Origin of the sequence: Vibrio artabrorum (genome assembly GCF_024347295.1) — a bacterium.
GTDB classification, from domain to species: Bacteria; Pseudomonadota; Gammaproteobacteria; order Enterobacterales; family Vibrionaceae; genus Vibrio; species Vibrio artabrorum.
In genome coordinates, this window is the sequence record NZ_AP025458.1 from 1,774,137 (window position 1) to 1,793,592 (window position 19,456).

General features: G+C 44.0%; 14 protein-coding genes. 7 read left to right on the forward strand and 7 right to left on the reverse strand.

Annotated elements, in window-relative coordinates; genetic code table 11:
* Positions 1–63 precede the first annotated feature (63 nt).
* On the reverse strand, positions 64–660 hold the full coding sequence (locus OCU36_RS07980; RefSeq protein ID WP_261839714.1) for a GTP cyclohydrolase II: 597 nt from the start codon (positions 658–660) through the stop codon (positions 64–66).
* A 247-nt stretch (positions 661–907) separates the two neighbouring features.
* Entirely contained in the window at positions 908–1,084 is a 177-nt protein-coding gene (locus tag OCU36_RS07985) for a hypothetical protein (protein ID WP_261837516.1), read from the reverse strand.
* A 313-nt stretch (positions 1,085–1,397) separates the two neighbouring features.
* On the opposite strand from OCU36_RS07985, the gene OCU36_RS07990 reads away from it, so the two are divergent.
* Entirely contained in the window at positions 1,398–1,748 is a 351-nt protein-coding gene (locus OCU36_RS07990) for a rhodanese-like domain-containing protein (protein ID WP_261837517.1), read from the forward strand.
* A 142-nt stretch (positions 1,749–1,890) separates the two neighbouring features.
* On the opposite strand, the gene gyrA is transcribed toward OCU36_RS07990, so the two are convergent.
* A complete protein-coding gene (gene gyrA / locus OCU36_RS07995) occupies positions 1,891–4,542 on the reverse strand; it encodes a DNA topoisomerase (ATP-hydrolyzing) subunit A (protein WP_261837518.1) in 2,652 nt (883 codons plus the stop codon).
* Positions 4,543–4,800: 258 nt separating this feature from the next.
* Between gyrA and ubiG the strand changes: the two genes are divergently transcribed.
* From ubiG to yfaE, 4 genes are all read left to right on the forward strand, one after another.
* A complete protein-coding gene (gene ubiG, locus OCU36_RS08000; protein WP_261837519.1) occupies positions 4,801–5,547 on the forward strand; it encodes a bifunctional 2-polyprenyl-6-hydroxyphenol methylase/3-demethylubiquinol 3-O-methyltransferase UbiG in 747 nt (248 codons plus the stop codon).
* Positions 5,548–6,051: 504 nt separating this feature from the next.
* Entirely contained in the window at positions 6,052–8,334 is a 2,283-nt protein-coding gene (gene nrdA / locus OCU36_RS08005) for a class 1a ribonucleoside-diphosphate reductase subunit alpha (RefSeq protein ID WP_261837520.1), read from the forward strand.
* Between the two features lie 101 nt (positions 8,335–8,435).
* Entirely contained in the window at positions 8,436–9,569 is a 1,134-nt protein-coding gene (nrdB, locus tag OCU36_RS08010; protein WP_261837521.1) for a class Ia ribonucleoside-diphosphate reductase subunit beta, read from the forward strand.
* A complete protein-coding gene (gene yfaE, locus OCU36_RS08015; protein WP_261837522.1) occupies positions 9,569–9,847 on the forward strand; it encodes a class I ribonucleotide reductase maintenance protein YfaE in 279 nt (92 codons plus the stop codon). The genes nrdB and yfaE overlap by 1 nt, the downstream gene beginning before the upstream one ends.
* 146 nt (positions 9,848–9,993) lie before the next feature.
* Here yfaE and OCU36_RS08020 read toward each other — a convergent pair whose 3' ends face one another.
* Complete coding sequence (locus tag OCU36_RS08020; RefSeq protein WP_261837523.1) at positions 9,994–11,232, reverse strand: CinA family nicotinamide mononucleotide deamidase-related protein; 1,239 nt, start codon at positions 11,230–11,232, stop codon at positions 9,994–9,996.
* A gap of 208 nt (positions 11,233–11,440) precedes the next feature.
* On the opposite strand from OCU36_RS08020, the gene OCU36_RS08025 reads away from it, so the two are divergent.
* Positions 11,441–12,352: a DUF3943 domain-containing protein gene (locus OCU36_RS08025; RefSeq protein ID WP_261837524.1), complete on the forward strand. Its 912-nt coding sequence runs from the start codon at positions 11,441–11,443 to the stop codon at positions 12,350–12,352.
* Positions 12,353–12,575: 223 nt separating this feature from the next.
* Positions 12,576–13,088 carry a glycine cleavage system protein R gene (locus OCU36_RS08030; RefSeq protein WP_261837525.1) on the forward strand — a complete coding sequence of 171 codons (513 nt, stop codon included), beginning with the start codon at positions 12,576–12,578 and terminating at the stop codon, positions 13,086–13,088.
* Between the two features lie 90 nt (positions 13,089–13,178).
* Here the strand turns inward: OCU36_RS08030 and nspC are convergent, their stop codons facing one another.
* The 3 genes from nspC to OCU36_RS08045 all read right to left on the reverse strand — a co-directional run bounded on the left by nspC (position 13,179) and on the right by OCU36_RS08045 (position 18,723).
* Complete coding sequence (gene nspC / locus OCU36_RS08035; RefSeq protein WP_261837526.1) at positions 13,179–14,312, reverse strand: carboxynorspermidine decarboxylase; 1,134 nt, start codon at positions 14,310–14,312, stop codon at positions 13,179–13,181.
* A 197-nt stretch (positions 14,313–14,509) separates the two neighbouring features.
* Complete coding sequence (locus OCU36_RS08040) at positions 14,510–15,763, reverse strand: carboxynorspermidine synthase (RefSeq protein ID WP_261837527.1); 1,254 nt, start codon at positions 15,761–15,763, stop codon at positions 14,510–14,512.
* A gap of 8 nt (positions 15,764–15,771) precedes the next feature.
* Entirely contained in the window at positions 15,772–18,723 is a 2,952-nt protein-coding gene (locus OCU36_RS08045; RefSeq protein ID WP_261837528.1) for a pyridoxal phosphate-dependent class III aminotransferase, read from the reverse strand.
* Positions 18,724–19,456: the final 733 nt, after the last annotated feature.

Consider the following 19,456-nt stretch of genomic DNA (forward strand, 5'->3'; position numbering starts at 1 on the left):
GGACCAATAATTGCGGACTGGATTTTTCATAAGGCTTGGGTTGAGCACAACAAAGTAGGCGAATCAAATATCCAGGTTGTGCTTACCGTGTGAGACTTTCGCCCTTAGGTAGCTTTCGTTACCCGACTTAATATGAGCGGAGGTATTCACGACTTCTTCAATCTCAATACCAAAGGATTTCAGCTCGTTGATCTTTTTAGGGTTGTTGGTTACTAAACGAATTTTCGTGGTCCCTAAAGCGCGTAGCATTTCTGCTGCTTCCGTAAAATCACGTAAATCGTCGCCAAAACCAAGATGGTTATTCGCTTCGTAGGTATTCATACCTTCGCTTTGCAGACGGTACGCATCGATTTTATTATACAGACCAATACCACGACCTTCTTGACGCAAGTACAAAATTATCCCACCGGTTTCGCCCATCATTCTAATGGTTTCATCGAGCTGCTCGCCGCAATCGCATCGAGACGAATGGAAAACATCACCAGTAAGGCATTCAGAATGCATACGAACAAGGGGTATGTCTTGTGTCTTATCTGCGGACTTAAATATCACAGCAACATGCTCTTTATCTGTTTTCAACCCACGAAAAGACAGCAGCTCAGCATCAATGCTGCTTGTTGCTCCAACTTTAAAATCTATTCTGGCACGCACTTCCGCCATAGCTATACTCACTTGAAAATTCATTTTATTTAACGATACTACATGATATCTCTAGGCAATATTTTGTAGCAAACTATCTAATGATAGACACTATGAGGCTGTTAACCATTTTTTTCAAGGTTGACCGCGCACAAATTGTTATATTATAACAATAATTTTTCAGGTAAGAAAAAACCCCACATTGAAATAGTCAATATGGGGTTATAAATTAATCATTTACGCTTAAAAGAACACTTGTACAGAACGATTAACTTGTTTGAGTTCGCTTCCAAATCACAAGTTGAACCCAAGCGTTCTCTAATTCTGCCAACTCTTCAGGAGTAAGAGTCGAAATGCTCGACTTAGCACTGTATTTTTCTGCCCAGTTATCAGATTGGACATGAGTATGGAACTCTTTTTTTAAATTTAAGATTACCTTGTCCATAAATACATCCTTATATAACAGTGCTTAGCCTTAACAATCTTTTATATGGTACAAAATACAGGTCAATTGGTAAACAGCAATACGTCATTTTTATGACTTCTTTCCAATATTCTAATGATAAAGATATAAATAGTTGATTCAAGATCAACAGATCAATAATTTGAACTATTTCAATTTTAAGTTGAAGGACGTCGATATATATCTGAATAGAGAATACTGGCTTAATGGGATAGAACAGGATTAAGAAAAGGCCACACCATTCCACCCATTTGATGTTTGCCCTTTTCACCCAACAGCACTTTAAGGAACCACAATGAAAACCTTACCTTCACTCTTAACACTGTGCGTTGCACTATTCTGCTCAGCGCTTCAAGCATCTGAACGCGCTGACATAGGTTGGACATTAATAGAGACTGGCGCGCTAGTGGTTGATGTAAGGACACCCGCAGAGTTTGAAGTTGGGCATCTAAATAATGCCATAAACGTCCCTCTGTCAAAGTTATCACAACATTTTTCTAATAAAGATAAAGATCGAGCGATCGTATTATATTGCCGTAGTGGAAATCGCTCTGAAAAAGCTTATCAATTTCTTAAACATCAGGGATTTACCAACATTCATAATGCCGGTGGTTTTGTGGAAATGCAGGAAAGCCATAAGCCATAAGCCATAAGCCATAAGCCATAAGCCATAAGCCATAAAATTTAATGGCCGTTCAACACATCAAACAAACGCTCAAGTAATAAAAAACCGAGCGCTAAGGCTCGGTTTTTTCAATGGTAAGCTTAATTACTTAGCGTAATCGAGATTACTCTGTATCTTGCTCGCTATCACTTTCAGAGTCAGAAGCATCTGATGCTTGCTCTTCACTTGATTCAGCAACGTCAGCGTTAATAGTTTCAGCTTCAGCTTCGCCTTCTACAATCTCAGCTTCTTCTACTTCGTCGATACGTTGTAGACCTACAACATTCTCGTCTTCAGCAGTACGAATCAGTGTTACACCTTGAGTGTTACGACCAACTTGGCTGACTTCCGCTACGCGAGTACGTACTAGCGTACCTGCGTCGGTGATCATCATCATTTCATCGCCTTCTTCAACTTGAACAGCGCCAACAACTGGGCCATTACGTTCAGAGACTTTGATAGAGACTACACCTTGCGTTGCACGGCCTTTCGTTGGGTATTCTGCTAGCTCAGTACGCTTACCGTAACCGTTTTCAGTCACAGTTAGGATATCACCTTCGTTAGAAGGAACAATCAGTGAAACTACTTGATCGTCTTCTGGAAGCTTCATACCACGAACACCCGCGGCAGTACGGCCCATTGCACGTACTTTGTCCTCGTTAAAGCGAACAACTTTGCCCGATTTAGAGAACAGCATGATATCGCTATCACCGTTAGTGATATCAACGCCAATCAGTGAATCGTCGTCACGTAGGTTAACTGCGATTAGGCCGTTAGCTCGTACGTTTGCGAATTGGTCCAGTGATGTCTTCTTAACTGTACCGTCACCCGTTGCCATGAAGATGAATTTCTCGGCAGAGAACTCAGAAACAGGCAAGATAGCCGTAATACGTTCACCATCTTCTAGAGGAAGAATGTTAACGATAGGCTTACCACGAGCAGTACGACTTGCTAATGGTAGTTGGTAAACTTTCAGACGGTATGTTTTACCACGCGTAGAGAAACATAAGATATTATCGTGAGTATTAGCAACAAGCAGACGCTCAATGTAATCTTCATCTTTCATCTTAGTTGCACTCTTACCTTTACCACCACGACGTTGAGACTCGTAGTCGCTGAGGATTTGGTACTTAACATAACCTGCGTTAGAAAGCGTCACTACAACGTCTTCTTGAGCAATCAGCTCTTCCATGTCGATGTCATGAACTGCCGCTGTGATTTCTGTACGACGCGCGTCGCCATAGATTTCACGTACCGCTTCAAGTTCTTCACGGATAACTTCCATCAAACGCTCAGTGCTTGCAAGAATGTGCATTAGCTCAGCGATTTCTTCTAGCAGTGCTTTGTACTCGTCTAGAATCTTCTCGTGCTCAAGGCCAGTTAGGCGGTGAAGACGAAGTTCTAGAATCGCTTGTGCTTGTGTTTCCGTTAGGAAGTATTGGCCATCGCGGATGCCGTATTGGTCTTCTAACCAATCAGGACGAGCCGCATCAGTACCAGCACGCTCAAGCATTGAAGCAACGTTACCAAGATCCCAACCGCGTGCAACTAGGCCAGCTTTTGCTTCAGCCGGTGTTGGAGCGTTACGGATAAGCTCAATGATTTCGTCGATGTTAGCCAGTGCTAGAGACAGAGCTTCAAGGATGTGTGCACGGTCACGTGCTTTCTTCAGTTCGAAGATAGTACGACGTGTCACAACTTCGCGACGGTGGTCTACGAAGCACTTAAGCATGTCTTTGATGTTGAACAACTGTGGTTGACCGTTGTTCAACGCAACCATGTTGATACCGAAAGTCGTTTGCAGTTGAGTTTGAGCGTATAGGTTGTTTAGAACCACTTCGCCTACTGCATCACGCTTACATTCAATAACAATACGCATACCATCTTTGTCAGATTCGTCACGCAGTGCACTGATGCCTTCTACTTTCTTATCTTTAACCAGTTCAGCAATCTTCTCGATCAAACGAGCTTTGTTTACTTGGTAAGGAATCTCAGTAACGATAATGGTTTCTTTACCATTTTTCTCTACTTCAATATTCGCTTTTGAACGCATGTAAACTTTACCGCGGCCAGTCTTATAAGCATCAACGATGCCTTTACGACCACTGATAAGCGCTGCTGTTGGGAAATCAGGACCAGGAATGTAGTCCATTAGCTCATCAATCGTGATCTCTTCATTATTGATGTAAGCCAAACAGCCATCAACAACTTCACCCAGGTTATGGGGTGGGATGTTGGTAGCCATACCTACTGCGATACCGGAAGCACCGTTTACCAATAGGTTAGGAATTTTGGTAGGAAGTACTGCTGGAATTTGTTCTGTACCATCGTAGTTCGGTACGTAATCCACAGTTTCCTTATCAAGGTCAGCCAGTAGTTCGTGCGCAATTTTCGCCATACGAACTTCGGTATAACGCATTGCAGCCGCGGAGTCGCCATCGATAGAACCAAAGTTACCTTGGCCATCAACTAGCATGTAACGCAGCGAGAACGGTTGAGCCATACGAACAATAGTATCGTATACCGCACTATCACCATGCGGGTGGTATTTACCGATCACATCACCTACTACACGAGCAGATTTTTTATATGGTTTGTTCCAATCATTTCCTAGTACATTCATCGCGAACAAAACGCGGCGGTGTACTGGTTTTAGGCCATCACGCACATCTGGAAGGGCACGACCAACGATGACGGACATCGCGTAGTCTAGGTATGAACCTCTAAGCTCATCTTCAATATTTACGGGCGTGATCTCTTTCGCTAGATCGCTCATAGAGCCATTTTCCCTCTATAGTCAGATCGTATTTTTGAATACGTATAAGACCGAAAAATATAACACAAATTTACCTACGGAGGCATCACTTTCCCTCTCCTTTTACCATCTTGTGACCCTTGTAGCCAATCAATTGATGAGAAATTGCATCTCCGTATCATATCTTGCTGAAACATGGTCACTTTACATCCAATAAACTCGCAAAATTGTAGATCTTCTGGTCAGCAGGAAAAGGCAAGTTATAATGCTTGCCACTTCATGGATGCATTATTTAACTTGGAAATGCCGATTATGACTAAATCACAGAATGTAGACCCAGCAGAAATCAAAAAATTCGAAGACATGGCGTCACGCTGGTGGGATCTTGAGGGTGAGTTTAAACCCCTACATCAAATCAACCCACTGCGACTAAATTACGTGCTAGAAAAAGCCGAAGGTTTATTTGGTAAAAAAGTACTTGATGTTGGTTGCGGTGGCGGCATTTTAGCGGAAAGCATGGCGGTTGAAGGCGCGATAGTGACTGGCCTAGACATGGGTAAAGAACCGCTAGAAGTAGCACGCCTTCACGCATTGGAAACTGGCACCAAACTCGATTACATCCAGAGCACCATTGAAGATCATGCAAAACAAAATCCACACACTTACGATGTAGTGACATGCATGGAAATGTTGGAACACGTTCCTGACCCACAGTCGGTTATCTCGGCTTGTTCAAAATTGGTTAAGCCGGAAGGCCATGTATTCTTCTCTACTTTGAACCGCAACTTTAAGTCTTATCTTTTTGCTATTGTTGGAGCCGAGAAACTACTGAAAATTGTCCCAGAAGGTACTCATGACCACGACAAATTCATTCGACCCGCTGAACTCATCAAGATGATTGATAATACACCTCTACAAGAACTCGGCATCACTGGACTGCACTATAACCCTTTAACGGACACTTATCGCTTAGGGTTAAATGTTGACGTAAACTACATCGTCCATACACAAAATTTCGCAGATTAAACATCGTTATCACTGATGGACGTTTTTTCTAAGAAAGGCCAATAAAAAAGGTTGCAAATAAGATAATTTTGCAACCTTTTTTCAGTCTTAACTTCATTTTCTTGCTTCCTTTTTCGCCATCTGATTTAAATTTAACCGCCTAAAATCCGTCTTCCATTTTGTCCAAAGATCAAGAGATTTTTTTTTATAAGCATGCAAAAATAAAGCATCACCAAAAGCCAACTTTTACACAATCAAGTGACATCTATCTTCCTCAGTTAGTGATTACTTACAGTTTTTTTCAATCCACCACTTATCCACAAGCACTCCCCCTTTCTTTACCTTGAAAAAATTCGCTTGTAGCACTATCTTGTAACCCAACAAACAAATGACCCCTATATGTTGTGTTTGAACTACAATATATAGGTAGACCAAGATCACAAAGCCGACCTGTAATTTACAAGAATTACATCTAAATACACAAAAACACGGCCTTGTTCAGTTTTGTTAGGGAAATTAAGCAGAATGAACCAACAACTTACTGTTACCAAGCGTAACGGGCGCAAAGAAACGATCGATTTAGAGAAAATCCATCGCGTGATCACATGGGCAGCTGAAGGCTTGCACAATGTTTCTGTATCACAAGTCGAATTGAAAGCTCACATTCAATTTTACGATGGCATCACCACGACTGACATTCATGAAACTATCATCAAGTCAGCTGCGGATTTAATCTCTGAAGAGACTCCGGATTACCAATATCTAGCAGCACGTCTATCTGTATTCCACCTACGTAAAAAAGCGTACGGCGAATACGAGCCGCCAGCACTGTATGACCACGTAGCAAAACTGGTTGATATGGGTAAATACGATAGCCACCTAATGGAAGACTACACGAAAGCGGAATTCGAAGAGCTTGACGCGTACATCGACCATAAGCGTGACTTAAACTTTTCTTACGCAGCGGTTAAGCAACTTGAAGGTAAATACTTCGTGCAAAACCGTGTAACAAAAGAGATCTACGAGAGTGCTCAGTTCCTTTACATTTTAGTTGCTGCGTGTCTGTTCGCGAAGTACCCGAAATCGACTCGTCTTGATTACATCAAACGTTTTTACGACGCATCGTCTACGTTTAAGATTTCTCTGCCTACACCGATCATGTCTGGTGTACGTACGCCTACTCGTCAATTCAGTTCTTGTGTACTGATCGAGTGTGGTGACAGCCTTGATTCAATCAACGCAACGGCAAGCTCAATTGTTCGTTACGTGTCTCAACGTGCTGGTATTGGTATCAACGCAGGTCGTATCCGTGCGCTAGGTTCTGAAATCCGTAATGGTGAAGCGTTCCACACGGGCTGTATCCCTTTCTACAAATACTTCCAAACAGCCGTAAAATGTTGTTCTCAAGGCGGTGTTCGTGGTGGTGCTGCAACCGTGTTCTACCCACTATGGCACGGTGAAGTTCAGTCTCTGCTCGTTCTGAAAAACAACCGCGGCGTTGAGGAGAACCGTGTTCGTCACATGGATTACGGCGTACAGCTGAACAAGCTTATGTACTCTCGCCTAGTTCAAGGTGGTAACATCAGCCTGTTCTCACCTTCAGACGTACCAGGCCTTTATGATGCGTTCTTCGAAAACCAAGATCGTTTTGAAGCGCTATACGTTAAGTACGAAAACGATCCTTCAGTGAAGCGTGAAACAGTTAAAGCGGTTGAGCTTTTCTCTCTGCTAATGCAAGAGCGCGCTTCTACTGGCCGTATCTACATTCAGAACGTTGACCACTGTAATACGCACAGCCCGTTTGACTCTGAAGTCGCACCTGTTCGTCAATCGAACCTGTGTCTAGAAATCGCGCTTCCTACTAAGCCGCTTTCTAACGTAGAAGATGACGAAGGCGAAATTGCACTGTGTACGCTTTCAGCATTCAACCTTGGCGCAATCAATGAACTGGACGACCTAGCAGAGCTTTCTGAACTGGTTGTTCGTGCGCTAGATGCACTGCTGGATTACCAAGACTACCCGCTTCCAGCAGCCTACAAATCGACCATGAACCGTCGTACTTTAGGTGTCGGTGTAATCAACTACGCATACTACCTAGCGAAGAATGGTGTTAAGTACTCTGATGGCAGCGCGAATGGCCTGACTCACCGTACTTTTGAAGCAATTCAATACCACTTGCTAAAAGCATCTGTTGAACTCGCGAAAGAGCAAGGTCGTTGCCCATCTTTCCACGAGACCAACTACGCGAAAGGCCTACTGCCAATCGATACTTATAAAAAAGATATCGACTTAGTATGTGAAGAGCCACTGCATTACGATTGGGATTCTCTACGTGAAGAGATCATGGAGCACGGTCTGCGTAACTCTACGCTAACAGCGCTTATGCCTTCTGAGACTTCGTCTCAAATCTCGAACGCGACTAACGGTATCGAGCCACCACGTGGTTACGTATCAGTGAAAGCATCGAAAGACGGTATCCTAAAGCAAGTAGTTCCAGATTTCCTAAATCTTAAAGAGAACTACGAACTGCTTTGGAACATTGGTACGAACGACGGTTACTTGCACTTAGTGGGTATCATGCAAAAATTCGTTGACCAAGCTATCTCTGCAAACACTAACTATGATCCAAGTGTTTACGACAGCGGTAAAGTACCAATGAAACAGCTGCTTCAAGATCTACTCACCGCGTACAAGTACGGTGTTAAAACGCTTTACTATCATAACACTCGCGATGGTGCTAAAGACGACCAAGGCGATGCCGTTCAAGTGCCGGAAGAAGATTGTGAAGGCGGCGGTTGTAAGATCTAAACCACAATCAACATTAAGACCCCAGAGAAGTTATCTTCTCTGGGTTTAAAGCATTAACAGGGTTCGTTTTATTACGGGTCTTTAAAAGATTTGAGGCATTTATGGCTTACAGTACTTTTTCTCAGCAAAAAAATGACCAACTAAAAGAACCAATGTTCTTGGGTCAGTCGGTAAACGTTGCACGTTACGACCAACAAAAATTCGAAATCTTCGAAAAGCTAATCGAGAAGCAGCTTTCTTTCTTCTGGCGTCCAGAAGAAGTAGACGTGTCTAGCGACCGTATCGACTACAACAAGCTTCCTGAGCATGAAAAGCACATCTTCATCTCTAACTTGAAGTACCAAACGCTTCTAGATTCTATCCAAGGCCGCAGCCCTAACGTTGCCCTACTTCCATTGGTATCTCTACCAGAAGTAGAAACTTGGATTGAGACTTGGTCTTTCTCTGAAACGATTCACTCTCGTTCTTACACGCACATCATCCGTAACATCGTGAATGATCCAGGCGTAGTATTCGACGACATCGTTGAAAACGAAGAGATCCTGAAGCGCGCGAAAGACATTGCTTTCTACTACGACGATCTCATCAAGCTCACGGCTGACTACCACCGCTACGGTGAAGGCAACCACAACATCAACGGCGAAGACGTTAAGATTTCACTTCATGATCTGAAGAAGAAACTTTACCTATGTCTAATGTCTGTAAACGCTCTAGAAGCGATTCGTTTCTACGTAAGTTTTGCATGTTCATTTGCATTCGCTGAGCGTGAGCTAATGGAAGGTAACGCGAAGATCATCAAGCTAATCGCTCGTGATGAAGCACTCCACCTTACAGGCACTCAGCACATGATCAACTTACTGCGTAACGGCCAAGACGACTTCGCATTCATGCAGATTGCAGAAGAGTGCAAGCAAGAGTGTTTCGACTTATTCAAGCAAGCGGCTGAGCAAGAGAAAGAGTGGGCAGAATACCTATTCAAAGATGGCTCAATGATTGGTTTGAACAAAGACATTCTTTGCCAATACGTAGAATACATTACCAACATCCGTATGCAGGCGGTTGGCTTAGGGACGGCTTATCCAGAAGCAACGTCGAACCCAATTCCATGGATCAACGCTTGGTTGTCTTCAGACAACGTTCAAGTTGCTCCACAAGAAGCAGAAATCAGTTCTTACCTAGTTGGCCAAATCGACAACGAAGTAAAAGCTGACGACTTTGAAGGATTTGAGCTGTAATGCCAACAATCAAAATCAACAAGCTGACTTCAATTGAATCTAACCCTTCAAACACTCTGTTGGAAACAATGGAACAAGCGGGCTTAGAGCCAGAATACAACTGCCGAGATGGTCACTGTGGCGCTTGCCGCTGCACGTTGGATTCTGGTGAGGTCGAGTACGTTGGTTTTGCTATGGCTTACACCCAAGTCGATGAGATTTTGCCATGCATCTGCAAAGCAAAAACTGACTTATCGCTGAGCAATGTGATTCATCGGAGTAAGCAGAAGCGCGCCTAGCTTACTTTTTCTTTGATATCTCGGCTCTTTAACGTTGTTGTTATTCAAAGCTGCTGAAAATGAAAAAGGCCTCACAATCATATTGATGTGAGGCCTTTTTATTTATTCCGTTGAAGCTGAATCGTTTAGTGAGCCCAAAGAGACATTTACTTAATATTAGCCGAAGGAATAAACATATCTTTCACTCGTTTTAATGAAGAGTAATCACCAAACATGGGCTTATTGTCTAAGTGTCTTCTTAGCATATCTGCCGCGACCGTTTTAATAATAGTACGTGCATCTTCGCGATTGTATTGGCGGTAAAACTCAAGTACCTGCCCCCACTCGCCCGCTTCGCTCGACAGTGCAACGCTGAACGTACTACCGTCTAACTTACCCGTAACCAACGCTAATTCAGTGCCGCATTTTTCTCTTGTGGCACCGGCCAGTGCAAAAGTAGCGGCCAATGGATCACTCTTTTCTAGTTCCGTCTCTTTTGGCTCGGCCATGACCCAAGAGTGCCCAAAACAATCTTCAATCTGTTCATTCGATTGTAACCAAGCTGATAACGCACCTTTGGTTGACACTTCAGAGACCGATAAGGTATTTTTTCTCACCGCCATAATGTGACCAATACGATCAATCATCGGCTCATCGACACTTACTACATTTTTTTCTAACAGTTTAAACACCATTTGTAATAACTTGACGCGAGTTTCCAAGCCAGACTTAGGTCCAAACAGTTTTACCTCAATGAACGGCAAATAAGAGCGGTAACCCAACTCATACCCTTCAGGCAGCTTCAATTCATCCAACACATCAGAGATTCCCGATTCAGATAAACCAAAGGTAAAGAGACGACTGCACTCAGAAGCAATCACTTGAGGGTAAGTGCGAGCTAAATCAGGAAGGATCTCAAACGTTATCATACGCTTAAATTCGCTCGGAACACCAGGCGTAAAATAGAACGTTGCATCATTGATTTTCAGCTTAAAGCCACAGGCAGTACCGACTGGATTATCAACGATCTCAGCACTTGCCGGCAACAAGGCCTGTTTGAGGTTACTATCAGGCATCGGCACGCCACGACCCGAGAACATCTCTTCCATACGAGCCAACCATTGAGGGAACATGACCAATTTCTGATCGGAAGCAGCAGCAGCGGCGGCAGCGCTCATGTCATCCGTGGTCGGCCCCAACCCTCCATTGACGATAATCACATCGTAGTTAAAGCTCAGCATTAACAGCTCTTCAACCAGGGTATTCATTTGATCACCGACCGTAGAACGCTTAGCAAGAGCAAAACCATTCTGGTAAAACTCAGCAGACATCCAAGCCGCGTTTGTGTCGACAATGTCTCCATGAAGAACTTCTTCACCAGTACTTAACATTGCGATTTTTGTCATATTTATATCCCTTGCTGCCCTTTAAGACACGGCGTTATAAGTAAACTGGTCTACGGTAAAATTAGAGATATGTTACCTTTTCACCAATATTAATAATTTTAAACCTAAGATTTTCTTAAAAGAATGGGGTAATTATTAGTTCCCTAAATTAGGTATTTAATAGATAATTGTGATTCTGATCAATTATTAACATATCATGGAGACCCTTGTGGCCAAATCACCGTTACTAACAAAGGTTACTGCTGCACTTTCAATACTGCTCTCAGTTAACTCGGTTGCAAGTCAATATGACTTCGACCAACCAATCAACCTTTCTTACACGGATGAATGTACTCAAGATTACTGTGTTAATCAAAACTTGTACACCTACAAGCCAAACAATAACTATGCTCTAAGTGAATCAAGTGATCAGTACGACCTAACGATTGACAAACAACCAATCTATCTTACGGTGAGTGATGATAGAGATTGGGATTACCTTATGGGTCAAACCTACACGATCCTTGGCTTAAGTGTCGCAACCGTAGGTCTAATGACTCTGTTGCCTGAAAGTATCACTAAATGGGATGATGACCAACGTGATATCAGTGCTCTAGGTAAAAAATGGAAGGATAACGTTTCCAAAGGCCCGGTATGGGATCGCGATGAGCACTTCCTAAACTACGTTATGCACCCATATTTTGGCGGTATTTACTACACCGCAGCTCGACATGCTGGTTACGATGAATTTGAATCTTTCTTATACTCTTGGACAATGTCAACATTCTTTTGGGAATACGGCGTAGAAGCCTTTGCTGAAGTGCCATCATGGCAAGATCTGTTTGTCACACCTTTCTTCGGCGCGGTTGTTGGTGAGCTAATGTTAGACGCAGAGCAAGATATCGTTGCTTCTGGCGGCGAAGTGATGGGCTCAGAGATAATGGGTGATGTTTCGCTATTTTTCCTTAACCCCGTAGGCCACATCCACTACTGGGTTAGTGATGCTTGGGGCGGCGACGCAGAAGTTAACCTGAATACTAACCCTTGGTGGGATAATCAAGACGCCGCTAAGTTCGCTTACGACGCTGGCGCAAAATACGATTCTCAGTTTGTTGGTATGAACTTCAAGGTAACATTCTAAACCCGCTTGCGAATCCCCTAACAATTTTTCTAAAAAGCGGCTTTCGGGCCGTTTTTTTGTACCCAGCGCTTTATTCTCCTTTTTTCGTCGTATCTTAGTTTCAAAAATTGATGTAGGTCAAACATTGTTTGATGTAACGTTCTACACTGAAACAAAAGAACTTTATTGCATAATATCAAACATTTATTGAACAATGATTAATTGAAACTTTTGGGGGGCTGATATGAACAGTACATTTATCGTAAACTTTATTGGGAAAGCGTCACCAGCAACAATCAAACAACTTGCTGCGGTGACTCATGAAAACAACGGCAAATGGCTCATCAGTAAAGTAAACTTTATTGAAGACCAAGTCGCAGGCGTACTTAAGGTTCAGCTTCCAGCCATTAACGAATCCATTGTTAAAGAGGCCTTCAACGCTAACCCTGATCTCATCGTTCAGTTTGTCGATTCAGACCAAACTCACAATGTTCAAGAGACGATCCATCACCTAAGGCTCGACTCGAATGATCGAGCAGGGATCGTTAACGAAATAACCCATGTGCTAGATAGACAAGGGATCAGTATTCTAGATATGGATTGCAATCGAGTCTTCATCGCTGGCGGCGGCGGTGTTAGCTCAAGCTTATTCACCTCTAAGATTGCTATTAAACTGCCCGTCGAAGTAAAAATTGACGATGTAGTAAACGAGCTAGAAACACTAAGCGAAGATACTCGCGTGGTGATTGAGGGGTAACTCAGTTATCACTTAGTTGAGCAAGATCCAACGATACAAAAAGAGCAGCTCATTCGCTGCTCTTTTTATTATTTTTCATAATCAATTCAGCTATTTGACCGACCATTGTGACAATGAGCGTTTAAAATCTTCATAGCCAAATTCGTTCAGCTTTTGAATTTCGCCAGTACTGCGCTCGCAATAGATAGATGGCATTTTTAAGCCATTAAACCAATTCAGTTTCACCATGGTGTAACCCGCACTGTCTAACAGGTGCAGCTTTTGACCCATCTTAAGTGGCTCATCAAACCTTGCTTCGCAGAACTGATCGCCTGCAAGGCATGAACACGAACCAATCACGTAGTTATGGCGACCATTTTCAGACGCTTCCAACACCGATGCTGGCTCGTTGTAGATAAGCGTATCAAGGCGGTGTGCTTCTGTTGCCGAATCTACAATCGCTGTTTTCTTCACGTTCTCAACAATATCGACCACAGTCACAACTAGGTCTGTTGTTTTCGTGATAATGGCTTCACCCGGTTCCAAATACATTTGAACGCCGTGTTTTTCAGAGAAGGCTTTCAGCGCAAGGCCAAGTTTTTCGATGTCATAGCCAGGCCATGTGAAGAACACACCGCCACCCATACTTACCCAATCTAGCTTGTCGAGATATTCACCAAACTGCTCAGAGATAGAATCTAGCAAGCCAATAAACGCATCCACATCTTTGTTTTCACAGTTCATGTGGAACATCACACCATTAATCTCATCGAAGATTTCTGGTTTGATGTGATCCGCCTGCACACCCAAACGCGAGAATTGACGTGCTGGATTAGCCAAGTCTTGTCCTGCATAGCTCACACCAGGATTTAAACGCAAACCCAGTGAAGCCTTACCTTCAACAATATGACGGTAAGCAGCAAGTTGGCTTTGAGAGTTAAAGATCATCTTGTCACAGATGTCAGCAACTTCTCTCACGTCATCTTCGCTGTAGCCGACACTGTAAGCGTGCGTCTCACCACCAAAGGTTTCGTGACCAAGCTTCACTTCGTATGGACCAGAGCTTGTCGTGCCATCGAGGTAAGGTTTGATGATGTCAAACACACCCCAAGTCGAGAAGCACTTGAGTGCCAATACCAGCTTTACACCTGAAATCTCTTTCAGCTGTAAAGCTATCTCTAAATTCGCAATCAACTTATTTTCGTTGATCATAAAGTATGGGGTTTTAAGTTCGCTCTTTTGCATTATCTATTCACCATAAAGTCGAACAAAGCCGACGCTACTGCATCGGCTTGATAAATGTAGATAAACTAAAAATCTCAAAACGCTTTTAGAGATTCCGTATCACGCTCGTACCTCATTGTACGGAATGACGACGCTAACCCGTCATTCCCGATAGGGACGAAGGACCGTAGTTGGGAATCTCATGCGTATTATAGAGATTATTTGTTCAGCTCATGAATTAAAGGTAAACCTTGACCAGCTTCCAGCTCTTGAACGTGCCAATCTAGACCGATTTCCGGCATGGTTGCTAGGAACGGGTCTGGGTTGAGCTGTTCCATGTTGAATACGCCTTTATCCGCCCACTCACCACGGAAGAACTGAAGCGCTGCCGTGATCGCAGGAACACCCGTTGTGTAAGAGATCGCTTGATGCTCTACGTCTTCGTAAGCCACTTCATGGTCGGCATTGTTGTAGATGAATACACTACGATCTTTTCCGTCTTTCTTCCCTTGAACCCAAGTACCAATACACGTTAAACCTGTGTAACCCGGAGCGAGAGATGTCGGGTCTGGCAGCAACGCTTTAAGAACATGAAGCGGCTGAACCACGGTACCATCGTGCAGTGTTAGCGGATCTGGGCTAAGAAGACCGATATCACGCATGCAGTTAAAGTAATTTAGGTACTTATCACCAAAGCCCATCCAGAACTCGATACGTTTCGCAGGGATGAACTCTTTCATTGAACGAACTTCATCGTGCGCCATTGAGTACACCTTGTGAGAACCGCAGTTTGGAAAATCAAACTCAAGCATACGAGAGTGACAAGGCACTTGCTTCCACTCTTCATTTTCCCAGTAGAAAGAATCGCCTTGGATCTCCAACATGTTTGTTTCTGGATCGAAGTTAGTTGCAAACTTCTTACCGTGGTCGCCAGCGTTCACGTCCATTACATCAATGGAATCAATCTCATCGAACAAGTGCTTAACCGCGTATGCCGCAAATACCGAAACCACACCGGGATCAAAACCCGCACCAAGAATACCTGTAATGCCCGCTTCAGCGAACTTCTCACGGTAGCCCCACTGCCAATCATAAGCTTGTGGTACTTGTTGGCCTTCAGAGCATAGGTCAACCGCGACTGATGTATCTAAGTAAGAGACTTTCGCTTGATAACACGCTTCCATGATAGCCATGTTTACCCAAGGAGGACCCGCGTTAATCACGAGATCCGGCTGAACGTCTTTAATCAGAGCAACAAGCGCATCAACATCATCAGCGTCTACTGAACGTGCTTCTAGTTTCTTAGTTGAATCTTTCAGGTTATTTTTACCCTTAATCGATTCGATGATTTTTTCACACTTCGCGATGGTGCGAGAAGCGATGGTAATATCACCCAGTACTTCGTTATTTTGCGCTGCTTTGTGTGCAACAACCCAACCGACGCCGCCTGCACCAATTTGTAGAATAGCCATAGTTTAAATTATCCTTGTTGTTCTGCTAGCTCAATCGCTAAAGTTTGAATTTTGTTAATTAGAGATTTGAAATCTGATGTCGTTAAGCATGGATTCAAGATAGTGAATTTCAGTGCACTTTTACCGTCGACGACCGTTTCGCCAAGTACAGCGATACCACGAGTCAGCGCTTCCAGTCTTAACGTTTGATTCAGTTTATCTAAATCAATAACGCGGTTTGCTGATTGCTCATTACTCGGCCGCGAGCGGAACAGCACAGTAGACAGTGACGGCTCAGCAAGCAGTTCAAAATCGTCATGCTTCTGAATAAGATCGGCGACTTGAAGCGTCTGCTCTAAGAGATGATCGTACATATCACCCAGCTGCTTTGGCCCAACACTTTGCATCGTCATAAAGACTTTCAATGCATCGAAGCGCTTGGTAGTCGCAATAGATTTATCGACTAGATTTGGCAGTTCATCGTGTTCGCGATTTAAGTAGTCCGCGTGATGCAATAGGTACTTAAAGTTCGCTTTGTCTTTGAGAAGCACAGCACCACAGCTGATGGTTTGAAAGAACAACTTGTGGAAATCAACGCTCACTGAGTCCGCTTTCTCGATGCCTTTCAGGCGAGCTTTATGGCTACTTAAAATAAGTGCACCGCCGTATGCACTATCGACATGGAGCCAAAGATCTTGTTGATTTGCGATTTTGGCTATCGCTTCAAGATCATCGATAGCGCCATGATCGGTTGTACCCGCGGTACCAACCACAGCAAAAGGAATCAACCCTTGGGCTTTCAGCGCTTTCACTTCTGCGTCTAACAAATCCACTTTGATGGTACCGTTAGCGTTAGTATCCACACAGCACACGGCGGCTTCGCCGAGCCCCATTAAAGAGGCCGATTTTTGAACCGTGAAGTGAGATTTCTTTGAACATAAGATACGAAGCTTGCTCGCGTATTCTGGTAAGCCAAGCTTTTGGATAGAATGACCATTATGCTTATCGGCAACCCAGTCTCTCGCCAGCAATAAACCCATTAAGTTACTTTGCGTGCCGCCGCTAGTGAAAACACCATCAGCTCGTGCGCCAAGTTGGTATTTGTCGCACATCCAATCCACCACACGCTGCTCGACATACGTCGCCGCAGACGCTTGGTCCCATGAATCCATTGATTGATTCAACGCCGCAATCATCGATTCCGCCGCGACCGAAGCCATAAGAGGAGGCGTGTGAAGGTGTGCAATACAATCTGGGTGTTGCACGAAGATGGAGTTAGCCGCGACAAGGTCTGCTGTGCTATCAACAACATCAACCAAAGCGTGTTGGTTGTTATCGAGGTCAACAGCCTTGATGGCGGCTTCTAGCACTTTAGGGTCTAAACCTGAGTATGGGGTTTCAACCTGTTCAAAAACAGATTTCATCGCTTGCGTCGTTTGGTTCATCACGTTAACGAATTCGTCGCTGCCACCGAAACCTGTCTGGATGAAATGCTTGTTCCATTCATGGTTACCTTGTTCACTTGAAGCTGGAGCTTGTTGCAAACCACCACCGGCTGCGACGATCGCATCTTCCATCACGCGGAGTGCGAAGTCGATCTGCTCAAAAGAGATAATCATTGGTGGAAGGAAACGAATCACCGAACCATCACGACCACCCTTTTCAACCATCAAGCCACGCTCTAATGCGGCTCGTTGAATCGCTAGGGTTAATTCGCCGTCTGATTGTGGTTCGCCAAACTTATTAAGCTCACCATTGGCTTTTTTTATCTCAGCACCAAGCATCAAGCCTTTACCACGCACTTCAGCAATACAGCTCACACGCGATTGAATCTTCTCAAGCCCATGACGTAAATATTGGCCTGCGACGTTCGCGTGCTCAACTAGACCATCACGCTCGATGATTTCCAGAGCTTTAGCACCTGACACCATGGCTAATTGGTTACCACGGAATGTACCGGTGTGCTCACCCGCTTTCCATGTATCAATGCTCTTATCGAACACAAGCAGCGACATAGGCAATCCGCCACCGATCGCTTTAGACAAACATAAGATATCAGGGTTAACGCCTGCTTCTTCAAATGCAAATCGATGACCCGTTTTACCCACACCACACTGAATTTCATCAAAAATCAGTAGGATGCCGTGCTCGTCACAAATACGACGTAGGCCTTGCAACCAAGAGGCTGGAGCAGGAATCACTCCGCCCTCACCTTGCACAGGTTCAACGATCATCGCAGCAGGTTTCATGATGCCCGACTCATCATCATTTAACATACGCTCAATGTAACGAATGCTCGCGTTAGCTCCGGCTTCGCCACCGAGACCAAACGGACAACGAAGGCTGTATGGAAAAGGCATAAAGTGAACGTCTGACATTAAGCCACTACGACGCTCTTTAGTTCCGAGATTACCCATCATGCCCATAGTGCCGTTCGTCATGCCATGGTAAGCACCACGGAAAGCAAACATGGTATTACGACCGGTGGTTTGCTTGGCGAGTTTGATCGCCGCTTCCACAGCGTCAGCGCCCGATGGGCCACAAAATTGAAGCACCGAGTTCGTTGAAAAGTCCTGAGGAAGAAAGGCTTTTACTCGCTTGATAAACGTCTCTTTTGCTTGAGTCGTAATATCAAGAGTTTGATAAGGTAAACCTGAATCGAGTTGATCTTTAAGAGCTTGATTGATTTCAGGATGATTATAGCCCAGAGAAAGAGTCCCCGCCCCGGCTAAGCAATCAAGAAAGAGTTGGCCACGGGTGTCTTCAACTAAAGCACCACATGCACGTTTAATCGCAATCGGTAGGCGTCTTGGGTAAGAGCGAACATCCGACTCATGCTGCTCTTGCTCCAGCAAAATGGCGTCAGGTGTTAGGTCATACGTTCCCTCTAAGATAGGAACCATGGTTGAAAATGAATTTGCGATAGTATTGATATCGACTTCAAAGGCGGTAGTCATAAAAGTCCCCTTGAATGTGTTCATACTCACTTCCATTAGGCGCAATGATCCACTAGCTCCCTCTTTAAATTGGCAGAGAGTTCATCGTGAAGCACAGGTATGTTAGAAATGAGAGATAGCGTTACGCTCGCATAAGTCAAATGACGAATACGAAATTAGGCCGTCTTAGGACAGCAAAAATTAGTTAGCGTGAGCTCAAGGTTCAGTAATGCTACTGTTTTGAAGAATTGGACATTTTTGCAGGATTGGACAGCGATGAGGAGCTGGTCCCTTTGGAAATGCAGAGCTGATTAGCAATGTTGTAATTAGTGTGTTCAATGTTGGGTTTCCCATTAACATGGCGAACTGCGCCATAAGTATCCCGTCTATCAGCTAAAGGAATAGCCGATACCTACCCTACGTAATGTCCCAATCAGCAAGAATGGTCATTACGCGTCTCCCCCAGAAGCAATCGCTGCTCTTTTTAAGCATCGTTCATTCCGAGATTGCGCAGAAAAGTAACATAGAGTGAAATGAACGATCAATAGTTTTTAATCATAGTTTGATAAATAGCAGTGGTGGCTAAGGGATTGCTGAAAATATCGTTAATACTACCGTAGGGGAATGAGACTCCGATTCATGCGTTTCTCCAGCCCAAGGATGATGAGATAGGTATACACGCGGTGTTAGTGATGGCTTTGCGGCTATTGCGCCTTTCCGTCATTCCCTAGCGCGAAGAATGAGTTCATAGGGAGTCTCACTTTTAAAAACTAACTTG

What these genes read in the sequence shown, in the direction of transcription:
- OCU36_RS07980 (WP_261839714.1), bottom strand. Translation starts at nt 660, where the DNA reads ATGGCGGAAGTGCGTGCCAGAATAGATTTTAAAGTTGGAGCAACAAGC.
- OCU36_RS07985 (WP_261837516.1), bottom strand. Translation starts at nt 1,084, where the DNA reads ATGGACAAGGTAATCTTAAATTTAAAAAAAGAGTTCCATACTCATGTC.
- OCU36_RS07990 (WP_261837517.1), top strand. Translation starts at nt 1,398, where the DNA reads ATGAAAACCTTACCTTCACTCTTAACACTGTGCGTTGCACTATTCTGC.
- gyrA (WP_261837518.1), bottom strand. Translation starts at nt 4,542, where the DNA reads ATGAGCGATCTAGCGAAAGAGATCACGCCCGTAAATATTGAAGATGAG.
- ubiG (WP_261837519.1), top strand. Translation starts at nt 4,801, where the DNA reads ATGGATGCATTATTTAACTTGGAAATGCCGATTATGACTAAATCACAG.
- nrdA (WP_261837520.1), top strand. Translation starts at nt 6,052, where the DNA reads ATGAACCAACAACTTACTGTTACCAAGCGTAACGGGCGCAAAGAAACG.
- nrdB (WP_261837521.1), top strand. Translation starts at nt 8,436, where the DNA reads ATGGCTTACAGTACTTTTTCTCAGCAAAAAAATGACCAACTAAAAGAA.
- yfaE (WP_261837522.1), top strand. Translation starts at nt 9,569, where the DNA reads ATGCCAACAATCAAAATCAACAAGCTGACTTCAATTGAATCTAACCCT.
- OCU36_RS08020 (WP_261837523.1), bottom strand. Translation starts at nt 11,232, where the DNA reads ATGACAAAAATCGCAATGTTAAGTACTGGTGAAGAAGTTCTTCATGGA.
- OCU36_RS08030 (WP_261837525.1), top strand. Translation starts at nt 12,576, where the DNA reads ATGAACAGTACATTTATCGTAAACTTTATTGGGAAAGCGTCACCAGCA.
- nspC (WP_261837526.1), bottom strand. Translation starts at nt 14,312, where the DNA reads ATGCAAAAGAGCGAACTTAAAACCCCATACTTTATGATCAACGAAAAT.
- OCU36_RS08040 (WP_261837527.1), bottom strand. Translation starts at nt 15,763, where the DNA reads ATGGCTATTCTACAAATTGGTGCAGGCGGCGTCGGTTGGGTTGTTGCA.
- OCU36_RS08045 (WP_261837528.1), bottom strand. Translation starts at nt 18,723, where the DNA reads ATGAACACATTCAAGGGGACTTTTATGACTACCGCCTTTGAAGTCGAT.